The 17,059-nt window shown below is 60.7% G+C and carries 11 protein-coding genes; 6 read left to right on the plus strand and 5 right to left on the minus strand.

Annotation, left to right across the window (positions count from 1 at the left end):
• Window positions 1-146 precede the first annotated feature (146 nt).
• Complete coding sequence (locus tag JH25_RS05410; RefSeq protein ID WP_003193255.1) at window positions 147-491, plus strand: YggL family protein; 345 nt, start codon at window positions 147-149, stop codon at window positions 489-491.
• 37 nt (window positions 492-528) lie between these two features.
• Here the strand turns inward: JH25_RS05410 and JH25_RS05405 are convergent, their stop codons facing one another.
• Window positions 529-1,719 (minus strand): benzoate/H(+) symporter BenE family transporter, encoded by a 1,191-nt coding sequence (locus JH25_RS05405; protein ID WP_032879937.1) that lies wholly within the window; start codon window positions 1,717-1,719, stop codon window positions 529-531.
• 244 nt (window positions 1,720-1,963) lie between these two features.
• Between JH25_RS05405 and JH25_RS05400 the strand changes: the two genes are divergently transcribed.
• Window positions 1,964-2,728, plus strand: coding sequence for a GntR family transcriptional regulator (locus tag JH25_RS05400; RefSeq protein ID WP_005790335.1), 765 nt, complete (start codon window positions 1,964-1,966; stop codon window positions 2,726-2,728).
• 122 nt (window positions 2,729-2,850) lie between these two features.
• Here the strand turns inward: JH25_RS05400 and guaD are convergent, their stop codons facing one another.
• The 4 genes from guaD to xdhA all read right to left on the minus strand — a co-directional run bounded on the left by guaD (window position 2,851) and on the right by xdhA (window position 8,969).
• Window positions 2,851-4,155 carry a guanine deaminase gene (gene guaD / locus JH25_RS05395; protein ID WP_032879939.1) on the minus strand — a complete coding sequence of 435 codons (1,305 nt, stop codon included), beginning with the start codon at window positions 4,153-4,155 and terminating at the stop codon, window positions 2,851-2,853.
• Window positions 4,156-4,162: 7 nt separating this feature from the next.
• Window positions 4,163-5,005, minus strand: coding sequence for a xanthine dehydrogenase accessory protein XdhC (xdhC, locus tag JH25_RS05390; protein WP_032879940.1), 843 nt, complete (start codon window positions 5,003-5,005; stop codon window positions 4,163-4,165).
• Between the two features lie 123 nt (window positions 5,006-5,128).
• Window positions 5,129-7,528: a xanthine dehydrogenase molybdopterin binding subunit gene (xdhB, locus tag JH25_RS05385; protein WP_032879941.1), complete on the minus strand. Its 2,400-nt coding sequence runs from the start codon at window positions 7,526-7,528 to the stop codon at window positions 5,129-5,131.
• Window positions 7,521-8,969, minus strand: a complete 1,449-nt coding sequence (gene xdhA / locus JH25_RS05380) for a xanthine dehydrogenase small subunit (protein ID WP_032879942.1) — start codon at window positions 8,967-8,969, stop codon at window positions 7,521-7,523. Before xdhA ends, xdhB begins: the two co-directional genes overlap by 8 nt.
• A gap of 280 nt (window positions 8,970-9,249) precedes the next feature.
• Between xdhA and JH25_RS05375 the strand changes: the two genes are divergently transcribed.
• From JH25_RS05375 to ligA, 4 genes are all read left to right on the plus strand, one after another.
• Entirely contained in the window at window positions 9,250-9,909 is a 660-nt protein-coding gene (locus JH25_RS05375; protein WP_005790326.1) for a GntR family transcriptional regulator, read from the plus strand.
• 2 nt (window positions 9,910-9,911) lie between these two features.
• Entirely contained in the window at window positions 9,912-13,400 is a 3,489-nt protein-coding gene (gene smc / locus JH25_RS05370) for a chromosome segregation protein SMC (protein WP_032879943.1), read from the plus strand.
• Window positions 13,401-13,659: 259 nt separating this feature from the next.
• Entirely contained in the window at window positions 13,660-14,523 is an 864-nt protein-coding gene (zipA, locus tag JH25_RS05365) for a cell division protein ZipA (RefSeq protein WP_005790323.1), read from the plus strand.
• A gap of 87 nt (window positions 14,524-14,610) precedes the next feature.
• Entirely contained in the window at window positions 14,611-16,977 is a 2,367-nt protein-coding gene (ligA, locus tag JH25_RS05360) for an NAD-dependent DNA ligase LigA (protein WP_032879944.1), read from the plus strand.
• Window positions 16,978-17,059: the final 82 nt, after the last annotated feature.

The raw sequence follows: 17,059 nt of genomic DNA on the forward strand, positions 1-17,059 counted from the left end.
CCCCAAGGTGGCTTCACTTGTAGCTGAACGATAGCCGCTAATCAGGTTTTTTTAACTGCCGATGCGCCGCCCGTCCCAGAGAGTCGGGCAATTGCCGCCTTAAACTGCTAAAGTGCCGCCCGTTATTACTTATGAGGATTGTTCCAATGGCGACTAACCGTTCCCAGCGTCTGCGCAAAAAACTGTGCGTTGATGAATTTCAAGAGCTGGGTTTCGAACTGAACCTGGACTTCAACGAAGGCCTGAGTGAAGAAGCTATCGACGCTTTCCTCGAAGCATTCATCAAAGAAGCCATGGAAGCCAATGGTCTGGGCTATGTCGGCGGCGATGACTACGGTCTGGTTTGCCTGCAGAAGCGTGGCTCGGTGTCCGAAGAGCAGCGCGCTGCTGTCGAAGCCTGGCTGAAAACCCGTTCCGAGCTGACCAAGGCTGAAGTCAGCCCGTTGCTGGACGTGTGGTATCCGGAAAAGCCGATCAACGCGGCTAAGTGATACTAAACAAAACGGCGACCTGAGGGTCGCCGTTTTTTTATGCCTTGCGCCAATTCAGAATCAACAGCGTCAACACCCCCGCCACAATCCCCCAGAACGCCGACCCGATGGAAAACAACGTCAAGCCTGACGCGGTGACCATAAAGGTGATCAGCGCCGCTTCGCGCTCCTTCGGCTCATTCATGGCAATGCTCAGGCCGTTGATGATCGAGCCAAACAACGCCAGCGCCGCAATCGATAGCACCAGTTCCTTGGGCAGGGCTGCGAACAATGCTGCCAGCGTGGCGCCGAATACCCCGGCAATCCCATAGAACACCCCACACCACACCGCAGCGGTGTAGCGCTTGTTGCGGTCTTCATGGGCGTGCGGCCCGGTGCAGATCGCCGCGCTGATCGCCGCCAGGTTGATGCCGTGGGAGCCGAACGGTGCCAACACCAGCGAGGCCAGGCCGGTGGTGGTGATCAGCGGCGAAGCCGGCACGGTGTAGCCGTCGGCCCGCAGCACGGCGACCCCGGGCATGTTCTGCGAGGTCATGGCCACCACAAACAGCGGGATACCGATGCTGATGGTCGCCGCCAGTGAGAAATGCGGTGTGGTCCATACGGGCGTCGCCACTTCCAGATGAAAACCGCTGAAGTCCAGCAACCCCATCAGCCCCGACAGCGCGGTGCCTATCAGTAGCGCGGCAAGCACGGCATAGCGCGGCGACAGGCGCTTGATGATCAGGTAGGTGAAAAACATCCCCAGTACCAGACCGGTGCGATGCTGCGCAGCGACGAAGATTTCGCTGCCGATCTTGAACAGGATCCCCGCCAGCAACGCCGCCGCCAGCGATGCAGGGATGCGCTTGACCAGTTTTTCAAAGCTGCCGGTCATCCCGCATAGGGTCACCAGCACTGCGCAGGTGATGTAGGCGCCGATGGCTTCGCCATAACTCACGCCGCCTAAACTGGTGATCAACAGCGCCGCGCCGGGTGTGGACCAGGCGATGGTGATGGGTGTGCGATAGCGCAGGGACAGGCCGATGCTGCATACCGCCATGCCGATGGAAATCGCCCAGATCCACGAAGAAATCTGTGCGGTGGTCAAACCGGCGGCTTGGCCGGCCTGGAACATCAGCACCAGGGAGCTGGTGTAGCCGGTCATCATGGCGATAAAACCGGCGACGATGGCCGAGGGGGAGGTGTCGGCCAGCGGGCGCAAGGGCGCTTGGGTGGCGTCGGTCATGGAAGGGTGTTCCTTTTACCTGGGATTTGCCGGTGACGGCGCAGATTCAAGCCTAAACTCAAACGTAACGAGTCATTGCAATACAGCCGGGGCCGCAAACAGCCGTACAGTGTGTTGGCGCATTGGGTTGTGTACAATGTGCGCTGTTTTTAGGTGATACTTGCCAGCGACCCGTAGTTGCCGTATTACCTTGAATTTGCCGTATTACCGTTAATTCGCCGCCGTTCTCCCTACCCGAGTGCCCATGAACGAACAGTTGCAACCTCTCAAGAAACAACCGCGAGCCGGCAAGACCGGTCGCAGCGGAACCCAGGACGATATCGTCTACGCGCATATCTTCGAGGCGATCCTCGAACAACGCCTGGCACCCGGAACCAAATTGAGTGAAGAGGCACTGGGCGAGATCTTTGGCGTTAGCCGCACCATCATTCGCCGCGCACTGTCGCGCCTGGCCCATGAAGGCGTGGTACTGCTGCGGCCCAATCGCGGCGCAGTGGTTGCCAGCCCCAGTGTGGAAGAAGCGCGCCAGGTGTTCATGGCCCGGCGTCTGGTGGAGCGCGCGATCACGGAGTTGGCGGTGCAGCACGCTACCGCTGAGCAATTGGCCGAGTTGCGCCAGATGGTCAATGACGAGCGCGACAGTTTCTCCCGCGGTGATCGCGGTGCCGGTATCCGTCTTTCGGGCGAGTTCCACCTGAAACTGGCCGAAGCGGCCAAGAACGCGCCGTTGATCAGCTTCCAGCGCAGCCTGGTGTCCCAGACCTCATTGATCATCGCCCAGTACGAAAGCGGCAACCGCTCGCACTGTTCCTACGATGAGCACACCCAGTTGATCGACGCGATCGAAGCCCGCGATGCGGTGCTGGCGGTGAACTTGATGATGCATCATATGGATCATATCGACAGCAAGCTCAACCTCGATGAAGAGAGCGCGTCGGATGATTTGCATGCGGTGTTTTCGCACCTTCTACAGACTAAAAAACCTGGGCGCACGTCTGTAAAGTTGTAAACCCAATCAAATGTGGGAGCCGGGCTTGCCCGCGATGCAGGCGCCGCGGTGTATCAGTTACACCGCGGTGATGCTATCGCAGGCAAGCCAGCTCCCACATTGGTTTTGTGGTGTCTCTGAGATCAGCGCTGGTGCACCAGCTGGCCGGCTGCATAGGTTTGCAACACTGCCCGATCATCCCCCAGCGTCATCAGCACAAACAACGTCTCGGCAATGTTATTGGCCTGCTTCAAGCGATAGCTGAGCAGTGGCGTGGCGTTGTAGTCCAGCACCAGGAAGTCCGCATCCGTCCCCGGCTGCAATGTGCCGATCCTGTCTTCCAGGCGCAACGCGCGCGCACCGCCCAGGGTCGCCAGATAGAGCGACTTGAACGGGCTCAACCGCGCTCCCTGCAACTGCATGACCTTATAGGCTTCATTCAGTGTTTGCAGGAGCGAGAAGCTGGTGCCGCCGCCCACGTCGGTGCCCAGGCCTACGTTCAATTTGTGTTTCTCGGCCATCGGCAAGTTGAACAACCCACTGCCGAGGAAGAAGTTCGACGTTGGGCAGAACGCCACCGCCGAGCCGGTCTCCGCCAGCCGTGCGCATTCGTCGTCACACAGGTGCACGCCGTGGGCAAACACCGAGCGCTCGCCGAGCAGTTTGTAATGGTCGTACACGTCCAGGTAGCCGTTGCGCTCGGGAAACAGCTCGTTTACCCACTCGACTTCCTGCTTGTTCTCACTGATGTGGGTCTGCATGTACAGATCTGGGTATTCGCCCAGCAATTGCCCTGCCAGCGCCAGTTGCTCAGGCGTGCTGGTGGGGGCGAAGCGTGGCGTAACGGCATAATGCAGGCGGCCTTTGCCGTGCCAGCGTTCGATCAACGCCTTGCTTTCCTGATAGCCGGATTCAGGTGTGTCGGTCAGGTAGTCCGGCGCGTTGCGGTCCATCATCACTTTGCCGGCGATCATGCGCAGGTCGAGTTTCTCGGCCGCTTCAAAAAACGAGTTCACCGATTGCGGGTGTACGCTGCCGAAGACCAGTGCGGTGGTGGTGCCGTTGCGCAGCAACTCCTTGATGAAGATATCCGCGACGTTATCGGCGTGGGCCTTGTCGGCGAACTGGCTTTCACAGGGGAAGGTGTAGGTGTTGAGCCAATCCAGCAATTGCTCGCCGTAGGCGCCGACCATGCCGGTTTGCGGCAGATGGATATGGGTGTCGATCAGGCCGGGGGTGATCAATGCGTCCTGGTAGTGCGTGATGTCGATGTCGGCGGGCAGCGTCGGCAGCAGGTCGCTGGCGTGGCCGAGCGCACTGATCTGGCCGTTATCGATCACCAGCAGGCCGTCTTCGAAATACTCGTAGGAGGCGTCGATGCCAACGATGGCAGGGTCGTCGATGCTGTGCAGGATGGCGGCGCGGTAGGCTTTGCGAGTCAAAGGCATGGTTATCTCAATTGATAGCTTGGCTGCGGCGCGAAGCCGGCAGCAGTTTGGCAATGGGTTCGGCGCCGGCAGTGTGCTGGCCGAAATTGGCGTTATAGGTGGCGATGATTTCGCCGGCGATGGAGATGGCGATCTCTACCGGCAACTTGCCCTTCACCTCGGTGAGGCCCATGGGGCAGCGCATGCGTTGCAACCGTGCGGTGTCGAAGCCGCGGTCACGCAGGCGGTGTTCGAATTTGACGCGTTTGGTTTTCGAGCCGATCAGGCCGAAGTAGGCGAAGTCATTGCGCTTGAGCAGGGCGGCGGTGAGTTCCAGGTCCAGCGCGTGATTGTGGGTCATGACGATGCAGTAACTGCCCGCGGGCAGGTCGGCAATTTCATCGACCGGTTCTTCACTGACGATTTTACGCACGCCTTGCGGGATGTGCTCCGGAAACTCCTGCTCACGGGAATCGATCCAGCGTACGCGGCAGGGCAAGCTTGCCAGTAACGGCACCAGCGCACGCCCGACATGGCCGGCGCCAAACACCGCGATCTGCGCCTGCACCTGGCCCATGGGTTCGAACAGCAATACCGCCACGCCACCGCAGCACTGGCCCAGGCTCGCGCCGAGGCTGAAGCGCTCCAGATGAGTGGTTTGCTGGCCGCGCACGAGCATGTCGTGAGCGAGCTGCATTGCCTTGTATTCCAGGTGCCCGCCGCCGATGGTGTCGAAGGTGCGCGCGGTACTGATCACCATCTTGGAACCGGCATTACGTGGCGTGGAGCCCAGCTCTTCGATGATGGTCACCAGTACGCAGGGTTCGCCCTGGTTTTGCAGGGTGGCGAGGGCGCTGATCCAGTTGTCCATGTCTACCTCAACATTTCTGCTGTTAGTTCGGCCGCTATCGCAGGCAAGCCAGCTCCCACATTTGATCGGGTTAGCACCTCAAAATGTGGGAGCCGGGCTTGCCCGCGATGGCAGCGCCTGGGTCTAGAGCGAAGCCAATTCAGTGTCAGCCTCGACAGCCTTCGCCGCCCGCAATTGCCGCATCTGCTCACACCCCCACAACACCCGCTCGGGCGTGGCCGGCGCATCGATCTTTGGTTGCTGGCGATAGTCAGCCAAACTCGCCACCGCATCTTTGATCGCGCACCACGAAGCAATCCCGAGCATGAACGGCGGCTCACCCACGGCCTTGGAATGGAATACTGTGTCCTCCGGGTTCTTGCGGTTCTCCACCAGTTTCACCCGCAGGTCCAGCGGCATGTCCGCTACGGCCGGGATCTTGTAGCTGGCCGGGCCGTTAGTCATGAGCTTGCCCTTGTTGTTCCACACCAGTTCTTCCATGGTCAGCCAACCCATGCCCTGGATAAAGCCGCCTTCGACCTGGCCGATGTCAATGGCCGGGTTCAACGAAGCGCCCACATCGTGGAGGATGTCGGTGCGCAGCATCTTGTATTCGCCGGTCAGGGTGTCGACGATCACTTCGCAACACGCGGCGCCGAACGCGTAGTAGTAGAACGGTCGTCCGCGCGACTGGCTGCGGTCGTAAAAGATTTTCGGGGTCTTGTAGAAACCGGTGCTCGACAGCGAGACCTGGCCGAAATACGCCTGCTGGATCAACGATTCGAACGTTAGGATGTGCTCGCGCACGCGCACATGGCCGTTGCGGAACTCTACGTCCGCTTCACTGACGTCGTACTTGCGCGCAGCGAACTCCACCAGGCGCTGCTTGATGGTCTCGGCGGCATTCTGTGCCGCCTTGCCGTTCAGGTCGGCGCCGCTGGAAGCCGCAGTGGGCGAGGTGTTGGGCACCTTGTCGGTGTTGGTGGCGGTGATCTGCACGCGGTCGATGTCCACCTGGAACACTTCGGCCACCACTTGCGCGACCTTGGTATTCAAGCCTTGGCCCATCTCGGTGCCACCGTGGTTCAGGTGGATGCTGCCATCGGTGTAGATATGGATCAGCGCGCCGGCCTGATTCAGGAAGCTTGCGGTGAAAGAAATGCCGAATTTCACCGGGGTCAGCGCCAGGCCCTTTTTCAGGATCGGGCTGTGGGCGTTATACAGGCGGATCGCTTCGCGGCGTTCGGCATATTGGCTGCTGGCTTCGAGTTCGGCGGTCATCTCTTCGAGCATGTTGTGCTCGACGGTCTGGTAGTAGTGGGTGACGTTGCGCTCGGTCTTGCCGTAGTAGTTGGCCTTGCGTACCGCCAGTGGGTCTTGGCCTAAATGGCGGGCGATGGCGTCCATCACTTCCTCGATGGCGACCATGCCTTGGGGGCCGCCGAAGCCGCGATAGGCGGTGTTGGAGGCCGTGTTGGTCTTGCAGCGATGGCCGTTGACCGTCGCATCGCCCAGGTAATACGAATTGTCGGCGTGGAACATGGCGCGGTCGACAATCGAGTTGGACAGGTCTGGCGAACAGCCGCAGTTACCCGCCAGTTCCAGGTTGATCCCGTGCAGGCGACCGTTGTCGTTGAAGCCCACGTCGTACTCGATATAGAACGGGTGACGCTTGCCCGTCATCAGCATGTCTTCAACCCGCGGCAAACGCATCTTGGTCGGCTGGCCGGTCAAGCGTGCTACCACCGCGCACAGGCAGGCGGGGCTGGCGGCCTGGGTTTCCTTGCCGCCGAACCCGCCGCCCATGCGACGCATGTCCACGACAATCTTGTTCATCGACACGTCAAGCACTTCGGCCACCAGCTTCTGCACTTCGGTGGGGTTTTGCGTAGAGCAATAGACGATCATGCCGCCGTCTTCGGTGGGCATTACCGAAGAGATCTGGGTTTCCAGATAGAAGTGTTCCTGGCCGCCGATATGCAGGGTCCCCTGGATACGGTGCTTGGCACTCGCCAGCGCAGACGCCGAATCGCCGCGTTGGTGCGTGTGGCTGTCGAGCACGAAATGCTTGTTGCGAAAAGCCTCGACCACATCCAGCACTGGCTCCAGGTCTTCGTATTCGATCACTGCCGCCATCGCCGCCTTGCGCGCGGTCTCCAGGTCACGGGCCGCCACGGCCAGCACCACCTGGCCGACGAACTGCACAGTGTCGATGGCCAGCAATGGGTCGCCGGGCATCAACGGCCCGATGTCTTTCAGGCCTGGTACATCTTCGTGGGTAATCGCAATGCGCACGCCGTCGAAGGCGTAGCAGGGCGCAGTGTCGATACTGAGGATGCGGGCGTGGGCACGGTCGGACAGGCGCGCATACAGGTGCAACTGGTTGGGAAATTCCAGGCGGTCATCGATGTACTGCGCTTCGCCGCTGACGTGCTTGGCGGCGCTGTCATGCTTGACGCTGCGCCCGACCCCGGAGGTGAGATCCCGGGCAAACAGTTCGGCAAGTTCGGCCTGGGTCTTTACGACGGCGTGATGGTTAGACATAAGCGGTCACCCGAGTCTCGATGTGCGGCGTTTGCAGTTCGATGAAGTATTTGCGCAGCAGGTTCTGCGCGCTGAGCAGGCGATACTCCTTGCTGGCGCGGAAGTCCGACAGCGGGGTGAAGTCCTGTGCCAGGGCGGCGCAGGCTTTCTCGACCGTGGCCGAGTTCCAGATGGCGCCCACCAGCGCGGCCTCGCAACTTTTTGCGCGTTTTGGTGTGGCAGCCATGCCGCCGAAGGCAACGCGCGCCGCGCTGATCACACCGTTGTCGATGTTGAGGTTGAACGCCGCGCACACGGCTGAAATATCATCGTCCAGGCGCTTGGACACCTTATAGGCACGGAACAGTGCGTGGCCCTTGGGCACGATGATCTTCTCGATGAACTCGCTGTCCTGGCGGGCGGTGACACGGTAATCGATGAAATAGTCTTCCAGCGCCAGCGTGCGGCGGGTGTTGCCTTTGCACAGTACGATCTGGGCGCCGAGCGCAATCAACAGTGGCGGCGAATCCCCAATCGGTGAGGCGTTGCCGATATTGCCGCCCAGGGTGCCCTGGTTGCGGATTTGCAGGGAGGCGAAGCGCTGCAGCAGTTCGCCGAAGTCCGGGTATTCATGGTGTAGCGCGGTGTAGCAATCGGAGAGAACGGTGGCCGCGCCGATCTCCAGGCGGTCGTCGAAATGTTCGATGCGCTTCATGTCTTCAATGTTGCCGACGTAGATCATCACCGGCAGGGTGCGGTGGAACTGGGTCACTTCCAGCGCCAGGTCGGTGCCGCCGGCCAGCAGGCGGGCTTGCGGATAGGCGTCGTAGAGGTCGGCCAGGTCGGCGACGGTCAAGGGCACCAAGCAGCGTTTGTCACCGCTGTTGAGCTCGCCGGTCTGAGTGGGCGCGATGCTTTTAAGGCGGGCGATGGTGTCGGCCTCGCGGCAGTCGAACTGATCCTGAGGCTTGTTGCAGCAGGCTTGTTCGGCGGCGGCCAGGATCGGGCGATAACCTGTGCAGCGGCACAGGTTGCCGGCCAGGGCTTCATGGGCTCTGTGGCTGTCGGGGGCGTCACTGTTTTTTTGCAGGGCAAACAACGACATCACGAAACCCGGGGTGCAAAAGCCGCACTGCGAGCCATGGCACTCAACCATGGCCTGTTGCACGCTGTGCAGTTGGCCCTGGTGCTTGAGATCTTCAACGCTGATCAGTTGTTTGCCGTGCAGCGACGACACGAAAGTCAGGCAGGAGTTGAGGCTGCGGTAACGAATCTGCTCGGTGCCTTGGCCATCGGTATGCAGCTCACCGACCACCACCGTGCACGCACCGCAGTCGCCGCTGGCGCAGCCTTCCTTGGTACCGGATTTGCCCACATGCTCACGCAGATAGTTGAGCACGGTCAGGTTGGGGTCCAGGGCGTGCTCGCTACGGAGTTCCTGGTTGAGTAAAAACTGGATCACGGAAGGCCTCGCAGACTCATTATTGTTGTTAACCGCTTTGCGCCGAATCTAGTCATGTCTGACTTTTCGGTCAATGGTTTTCTGACCTATGGGTCAAGAAAATGCGATCGCAACACTTTCAATTATGGTTCAGTCTTCTGGAACCGGTGTTTTTGGCGGCGTGTGGGCTGTTAACGTTGCTTATTTCATGCCAAATTCGCCACGGTGGGCGTAGCGCCATCAGCGGGCCAATGCGCTACACTGCCGCGCTTGTACCGATAGAAGATTTTGAAGGGAAAACATGACGTTCAAGGCGCCGGACAGTCTCGCCGAGCAAATCGCTCACCACCTCGCCGAACGTATCATTCGCGGCGAACTCAAGCCTGGGGAGCGGATCCAGGAACAGAAGGTCACGCTGGCGCTCAACGTCAGTCGCGGTTCCGTGCGCGAAGCCTTGCTGATCCTCGAACGCCGCCATCTGATCGCGATCCTGCCGCGCCGTGGCGCCCACGTCACCGAGCTCACCGCGCACAAGGTGCAGAGCCTGTGTACGTTGATGGGCGAGATGTACATCCTGCTCGGCAATGCAGTGGCCGAAGGCTGGCAGACCCAGGCCGATATGGCGCCGTTCTTGCAGATCCAGCAACGCCTGCAGCTGAGCTTGGAGCGCGAGGACATCCGCGCCTTCGTCGAAGAAAGCTTCAGCGTGATGCGCGCCGCGTATCCCTTCGCCAACAACCCTTATTTGCAGGAAACCGTTGAAAACCTGCAGCCGGCGATGAACCGCGCTTATTACCTGGCCCTGGATCAGCGCAAGGCGTCCATGAGCGAGTTCCAGGCACTGTTCGAGCAATTGCTCGCCGCGGTGCTCGCCCGTGATCTGGTGCAGATTCGCCTGGTGCTGTCGGCCTACTGCCAGCGCAGTAGCTCGCTGGTCATCGCTGCGTTGGCGGACGCCTAAGCGTGCGGCTCAAGTGCATCAAGTTGGCGGGGTTCAAATCCTTCGTCGACCCGACTACCGTGAACTTCCCCAGCAACATGGCAGCGGTAGTGGGACCCAATGGCTGCGGCAAGTCGAACATCATCGACGCCGTACGCTGGGTGATGGGCGAGAGCTCGGCGAAGAACCTGCGTGGCGAGTCGATGACCGATGTCATCTTCAACGGCTCCACCAGCCGCAAGCCGGTGAGCCAGGCCAGCATCGAACTGGTGTTCGACAACTCCGACGGTACCCTGGTCGGCGAATACGCCGCCTACGCAGAGATCTCCATTCGCCGCAAAGTGACGCGCGACAGCCAGAACAGTTACTTCCTCAACGGCACCAAGTGTCGCCGCCGGGACATCACCGATATTTTCCTCGGCACAGGTTTGGGCCCGCGCAGCTATTCGATCATCGAACAGGGCATGATCTCCAAGCTGATCGAAGCCAAGCCCGAAGACCTGCGCAACTTTATCGAAGAAGCGGCCGGCATCTCCAAGTACAAGGAGCGCCGCCGCGAAACTGAAAACCGCATCCGCCGTACCCATGAAAACCTCGCCCGCCTGACCGACCTGCGCGAAGAGCTGGAGCGCCAGTTGGAGCGTCTGCACCGCCAGGCCCAGGCCGCCGAGAAGTATCAGGAATACAAGGGCGAAGAGCGCCAGCTCAAGGCGCAACTGTCGGCCCTGCGTTGGCAGGCACTGAACGATCAAGTGGGCCAGCGCGAAGCGATCATTGGCACCCAGGAGGTCAGCTTTGAGGCGCTGGTGGCCGAGCAACGCAATGCTGACGCCAGCATCGAACGCTTGCGTGACGGGCACCATGAACTGTCCGAACGCTTCAATCTGGTGCAGGGCCGCTTCTATTCGGTGGGGGGCGATATCGCTCGGGTCGAGCAGAGCATCCAGCACGGCCAGCAGCGTTTGCGCCAGTTGCAGGATGACTTGAAGGAGGCCGAGCGCGCTCGCCTGGAAACCGAGTCGCACCTGGGTCATGACCGCACCTTGCTGCTGACCCTCGGCGAAGAGCTGGACATGCTCACCCCCGAGCAGGAAATCACCAACGCCGCCGCCGAAGAGGCCGCCGCCGCGCTGGAAGAATCCGAAACCACCATGCACGCCTGGCAGGAGCAGTGGGATACCTTCAACCTGCGATCGGCCGAGCCGCGTCGCCAGGCCGAGGTGCAGCAGTCGCGCATTCAGCAACTGGAAACCAGCATGGAGCGCCTGGCCGAACGCCAGCGTCGCCTGCAGGAAGAACGTGTATTGCTCGCCGCCGACCCCGAAGACGCGGCGATCATGGCGCTGAGCGAGCAACTGGCCGAAAGCGAAATGACGCTGGAAGAGTTGGAAGCCAGCGAGGAACAACAGGTGGAACGCCTGGAGCAATTGCGTCAGCAACTGCATACGGCAACCCAGGCGCAGCAGCAGGCCCAGGGCGATCTGCAACGGCTCAATGGGCGCCTGGCATCTCTTGAAGCCTTGCAGCAAGCTGCGCTGGACCCTGGCACCGGCACCGCCGAGTGGCTGCGCGACCAGCATCTGGCCGAGCGCCCGCGCCTGGCCGAAGGCTTGAAGGTAGAAGCCGGTTGGGAGCTGGCGGTGGAAACCGTACTCGGCGCCGATCTGCAAGCGGTGCTGGTGGACGATTTTGGCGGCTTCGACCTGGCCGGTTTCGCCCAGGGCGATTTGCGTTTGCTCAGCCCGGCGGCCGACGGCACGCGGGTACCGGGCAGCCTGCTGGACAAGGTCGAGGCGGCGATTGATTTGTCGCCATGGCTGGGCCAGGTCAAGCCGGTTGAGTCACTTGAACAGGCCCTGGCCCAGCGCGGTCAACTGAGCGCCGGCGAAAGCCTGATCAGTCGCGACGGTTATTGGATCGGCCGACATTTCCTGCGCGTGCGCCGTGCCAGCGAAGCGGAAAGTGGCGTATTGGCCCGCGGCCAGGAAATCGTCAACCTGATCGCCGAACGCGAAGAGCGCGAAGCCACCCTCGAAAGTCTGGAAACCGAACTGCAAACCCTGCGCGCCACCCAGCGCCAGCAAGAGACCGGCCGCGAACACCTGCGCCGCTTGTTGCAAGACGAAGCGCGCCAGCAAGGCGAATTGAAAGCCCAACTGTCGGCGAGCAAAGCCAAGGTCGAACAACTGACCCTGCGCCGCACCCGCCTTGACGAAGAAGTGGCCGAGATGGGCGAACAGCGCGCCCTTGAACATGAGCAGGTTGGCGAAGCGCGCCTGCAATTGCAGGAAGCCCTCGACAGCATGGCGCTGGATACCGAGCAGCGCGAGTTGCTGCTGGCCCAGCGTGACAGCCTGCGCGAACGCCTCGACCGCGTGCGCCAGGAAGCTCGCCAGCACAAGGATCACGCTCACCAGTTGGCGGTGCGCCTGGGCTCTCTGCGGGCCCAGCATGATTCCACGCGCCAGGCCCTTGAGCGCCTGGAGATGCAGTCCGAACGCCTCACCGAAAAACGTGAGCAACTGAGCCTCAACCTGGAGGAGGGCGAGGCGCCGTTGGAAGAGCTGCGCCTCAAGCTTGAGGAACTGCTCGACAAGCGCATGACCGTCGACGTAGAGCTCAAGACCGCGCAGATCGCCCTGGAAGATGCCGACCGCGAACTGCGTGACGCTGAAAAGCGCCGTACCATGGCCGAGCAGCAATCCCAATTGATCCGCGGCCAACTCGAACAACAGCGCATGGAGTGGCAAGCCCTCACCGTGCGCCGCAAGACCTTGCAAGACCAGTTGCTCGAAGACGGTTATGACCTGCATGGCGTGCTCAACACCCTGACCGCCCAGGCCAACGAGAAGGAAGCCGAAGAAGAACTTGAGCGGATTGCCGCACGCATTCAACGCCTTGGCGCCATCAACCTTGCGGCGATCGATGAGTACCAGCAGCAGTCCGAGCGCAAACGTTATCTGGATGCTCAGGATGCCGATCTGGTCGAAGCCCTGGACACCCTGGAAAACGTGATCCGCAAGATCGACAAGGAAACCCGCAACCGCTTCAAAGATACCTTTGATCAGATTAATGGCGGTTTACAGGCGTTATTCCCAAAAGTTTTCGGTGGTGGCAGTGCCTACTTGGAACTGACGGGCGAAGATCTACTCGATACAGGGGTAACGATCATGGCGCGGCCTCCGGGCAAGAAGAACAGCACCATCCATTTGTTGTCCGGTGGCGAAAAAGCCCTGACCGCATTGGCCCTGGTATTTGCCATCTTCAAGTTGAACCCGGCGCCGTTCTGTATGCTCGACGAAGTTGACGCGCCGCTGGATGACGCTAACGTTGGACGCTACGCTCGGTTGGTCAAAGAGATGTCCCAGACTGTGCAGTTCATCTACATCACCCACAACAAGATCGCCATGGAAATGGCGGACCAGTTGATGGGGGTCACGATGCACGAGCCGGGCTGTTCGCGTTTGGTCGCAGTGGATGTGGAAGAGGCGATGGCAATGGTGGAATCCTGAACCATGCCAGGAGAGAGAATTTACGGCACGTCGTAGGGCGATTTACCGGTCTGGCGAAAGTGGCAAATGGACATATTTGTTCAAGGCATTTTGACAGACGGTGTAAAGTTATCTTTGGTCGTGCTAGTTTAATGTCAATTTTTCGTATGCGTGGGCAAAACGTCAGTCAGAACATAGAGTTGGCGCCACGTTTTAAAGCGGTTTGCACGGTGCTAAACCCCTTATTTTTCAGCATTTTTTATTAGAGGCACGGGATTACATGGAAATCGGTCTGCGCGAGTGGCTGATCGTCATCGGCATCATTGTCATTGCCGGTATTCTTTTCGATGGCTGGCGCCGCATGCGCGGTGGCAAGGGCAAGCTCAAGTTCCGCTTGGACCGAAACCTGTCCAACTTGCCTGACGACGACGGCGCCGCCGAGCTGCTGGGGCCGCCCCGTGTGCTGGATACCCACAAAGAGCCGCAACTGGACGAGCATGATTTGCCGTCAATGAGCGCGCCGTTGCGGGAAGCCCGCGAGCCGTCCTCCAAGCGCGGCAAGCGTGGTGGCGCGGCGGTTGCCGAGCCGCATCAAGGCGACCTGAACCTGGACGTCGATGACGGCCCGAGCTTCAGCAGCCGTGATGACGACTTCCCCGACGAGACCCCGACCAAAAGCGCGCCACGCCAATCGGTAAACGATCAGCCGGCCGCCGAGGAAGTCCTGGTTATCAGTGTGATCTGCCGCGATGCCGGCGGCTTCAAGGGCCCTGCGCTGTTGCAGAACATCCTTGAGAGCGGCCTGCGCTTTGGCGAGATGGATATATTCCACCGTCACGAGAGCATGGCCGGTAATGGCGAAGTGCTGTTCTCCATGGCCAATGCGGTCAAACCCGGCACTTTCGATCTGGACGATATCGACCTGTTCAGCACCCCGGCGGTGAGTTTCTTCCTCGGTTTGCCAGGCCCGCGTCACCCCAAGCAAGCGTTTGATGTGATGGTGGCCGCAGCTCGCAAGCTGTCCCAGGAATTGAACGGCGAGCTCAAGGACGACCAGCGCAGCGTCCTGACCGCCCAGACCATCGAGCATTATCGTCAGCGCATCGTCGAGTTCGAGCGTCGTGCCCTGACACAGAAACGCTGAGGTTCGATCATAAGCGTTGTCTGTAGAATCCATGCACTAACATATTGAGCAGCTTCGGCTGCTCTTTTGCTTTATGAGAGAACACCCATGACCGCCGCCCACACCCGCATTCTCGAACTGCGCGCTGAACTGGATCAGCACAACTATCGCTACCACGTGCTTGACGAGCCGAGCATTCCGGACGCCGAGTACGATCGCTTGTACCACGAGCTCAAGGCCCTGGAAGCCGAGCATCCGGAGCTGGTGACGCGTGATTCACCGACACAGCGGGTCGGCAGTGCGGCGCTGTCGGCATTCACCCAGGTCAAGCATGAGATCCCGATGCTCAGCCTGGGCAACGCCTTTGATGAAACCACCATGCTGGAGTTTGATCGCCGGGTGACCGAGGGCCTCGACCTGCCGGTAGGCGATCTGTTTGGCGCGGGTGCGGCAGTGGAGTACAGCTGCGAGCCAAAGCTCGATGGCCTGGCGGTCAGCCTGCTGTATCAGGACGGCGAACTGGTACGCGGCGCTACCCGGGGTGACGGCACTACCGGTGAGGACATCAGCGTCAACGTGCGCACCGTGCGCAATATTCCGCTCAAGCTGCACGGCAGCGGCTGGCCGGCTACTCTGGAAGTCCGTGGCGAAGTGTTCATGTCCAAGGCCGGGTTCGAACGCCTGAATGCCTCGCAGCTGGAAGTTGGCGGCAAGACCTTCGCCAACCCGCGCAACGCCGCGGCGGGCAGCCTGCGCCAACTGGACTCGAAGATCACTGCCAGCCGCCCGCTGGAATTCTGCTGCTATGGCATCGGCCAGGTGACCGCGGATATCAGCGATACCCATATCGGCAACCTCAAGCAGTTGCAGAAGTGGGGCATGCCGATCAGCCACGAACTGAAGTTGGCCAAGGGTATCCAGGAGTGCCTGGACTACTACCGCGACATTGGCGAGCGCCGTAATTCGCTGGGCTATGAAATCGACGGCGTGGTGTTCAAGGTCAACAGCATCGCGTCCCAGCGTGAACTGGGCTTCCGCGCCCGCGAGCCGCGTTGGGCGATTGCGCATAAATTTCCGGCGATGGAAGAGCTGACCGAGTTGCTCGACGTGGAATTCCAGGTTGGCCGCACCGGTGCTGTGACCCCGGTGGCGCGCTTGAAGCCGGTCAAGGTGGCTGGCGTGACGGTGTCCAACGCGACCCTGCACAACATGGACGAAGTGGCGCGCCTGGGGCTGATGATCGGTGACACGGTGATCATCCGCCGCGCCGGTGATGTGATTCCGCAGGTGGTCTCGGTGGTCACCGAGCGTCGCCCGGAGCACGCCCGTGCGGTGCAGATCCCCGAGAACTGCCCGGTGTGCGGCTCCCATGTGGAGCGCACGCAACTGGTCAAGCGCAGCAAAGGCAAGGAAACCGTCAGCGAAGGCGCGGTGTACCGTTGCGTCGGGCGCCTGGCCTGTGGCGCGCAGCTCAAGCAGGCGATCATCCATTTCGTCTCGCGGCGTGCCATGGACATCGACGGCCTGGGCGACAAGACCATCGAGCAATTGGTGGATGAGAAACTCATCGGTTCGCCGGCAGACCTCTACAAGCTCAAGTACGAACAGATCATCGACCTGGAAGGCTTTGCCGATATCTCCAGCAAGAAGCTGATCAGCGCCATCGAAAACAGCAAGACCCCGACCCTGGCGCGTTTTATCTACGCCCTGGGTATTCCCGATGTGGGCGAAGAGACCGCCAAGGTGCTGGCACGCTCGCTGGCGTCCCTGGAGCGTGTGCAGAAGGCTTTGCCTGAAGTGCTGACCTACTTGCCCGACGTCGGCCTGGAAGTGGCGCACGAGATTCATAGCTTCTTTGAAGACAGCCATAACCAGGATGTGATCGGTGCACTGTTGTCGCCGGACGAATGCGGCCTGCAATTGCAGGAGCAAGGCGAACTCAGCGCAGAATTCGCCGCCAGCACCACCTTGGGCGGCTTGCTCGACAAGCTGCATGTACCTTCCGTCGGGCCGGGAGCTGCGCAGAAACTGGCAGACAAGTTCGGTTCGCTGGAAGGCGTGATCAAGGCCGATTGGCTGGATATGCGCCAGGCCCTGCCCGAGAAGCAAGCCAAGGCCGTGCGCGAATTCTTCGACAACCCTGACAACGCCCATCATGCCCTGGCCATCGAGCAGCAGCTCAAGGACTTCGGCATGCACTGGCAGAGCGAGAAAAAGGTCGTTGAAGGCTTGCCCGAAGCCGGGCACACCTGGGTACTCACCGGCTCCCTGGAGTTGATGAGCCGCGACGTCGCCAAGGACAAGCTCGAAAGCCTGGGCGCCAAGGTGGCCGGTTCCGTCTCGGCGAAAACCCACTGCGTGGTCGCCGGGCCGGGAGCCGGTTCCAAATTGGCCAAGGCCAGCGAGCTGGGCCTTAAAGTGCTGGATGAGGAGGCCTTCGTCGCCTTCCTGGCCAGCCACAACATCAGCGTCTGACCTCTTCCTGTGGCGAGGGAGCTTGCTCCCGTCGGGCTGCGCAGCAGCCCCTCAAGAAAGCGGAACGATCTCGAGCGAGAAA

This window comes from Pseudomonas sp. BRG-100 (genome assembly GCF_000737955.1).
In the GTDB taxonomy this organism is placed as follows: Bacteria; Pseudomonadota; Gammaproteobacteria; order Pseudomonadales; family Pseudomonadaceae; genus Aquipseudomonas; species Aquipseudomonas synxantha_A.

Excerpts from the sequence above, each read along its gene's own strand:
- JH25_RS05410 (WP_003193255.1), top strand. The coding sequence starts at position 147 with ATGGCGACTAACCGTTCCCAGCGTCTGCGCAAAAAACTGTGCGTTGAT.
- guaD (WP_032879939.1), bottom strand. The coding sequence starts at position 4,155 with ATGCCTTTGACTCGCAAAGCCTACCGCGCCGCCATCCTGCACAGCATC.
- xdhC (WP_032879940.1), bottom strand. The coding sequence starts at position 5,005 with ATGGACAACTGGATCAGCGCCCTCGCCACCCTGCAAAACCAGGGCGAA.
- JH25_RS05375 (WP_005790326.1), top strand. The coding sequence starts at position 9,250 with ATGACGTTCAAGGCGCCGGACAGTCTCGCCGAGCAAATCGCTCACCAC.
- zipA (WP_005790323.1), top strand. The coding sequence starts at position 13,660 with ATGGAAATCGGTCTGCGCGAGTGGCTGATCGTCATCGGCATCATTGTC.
- JH25_RS05400 (WP_005790335.1), top strand. The coding sequence starts at position 1,964 with ATGAACGAACAGTTGCAACCTCTCAAGAAACAACCGCGAGCCGGCAAG.
- JH25_RS05405 (WP_032879937.1), bottom strand. The coding sequence starts at position 1,719 with ATGACCGACGCCACCCAAGCGCCCTTGCGCCCGCTGGCCGACACCTCC.
- xdhB (WP_032879941.1), bottom strand. The coding sequence starts at position 7,528 with ATGTCTAACCATCACGCCGTCGTAAAGACCCAGGCCGAACTTGCCGAA.
- ligA (WP_032879944.1), top strand. The coding sequence starts at position 14,611 with ATGACCGCCGCCCACACCCGCATTCTCGAACTGCGCGCTGAACTGGAT.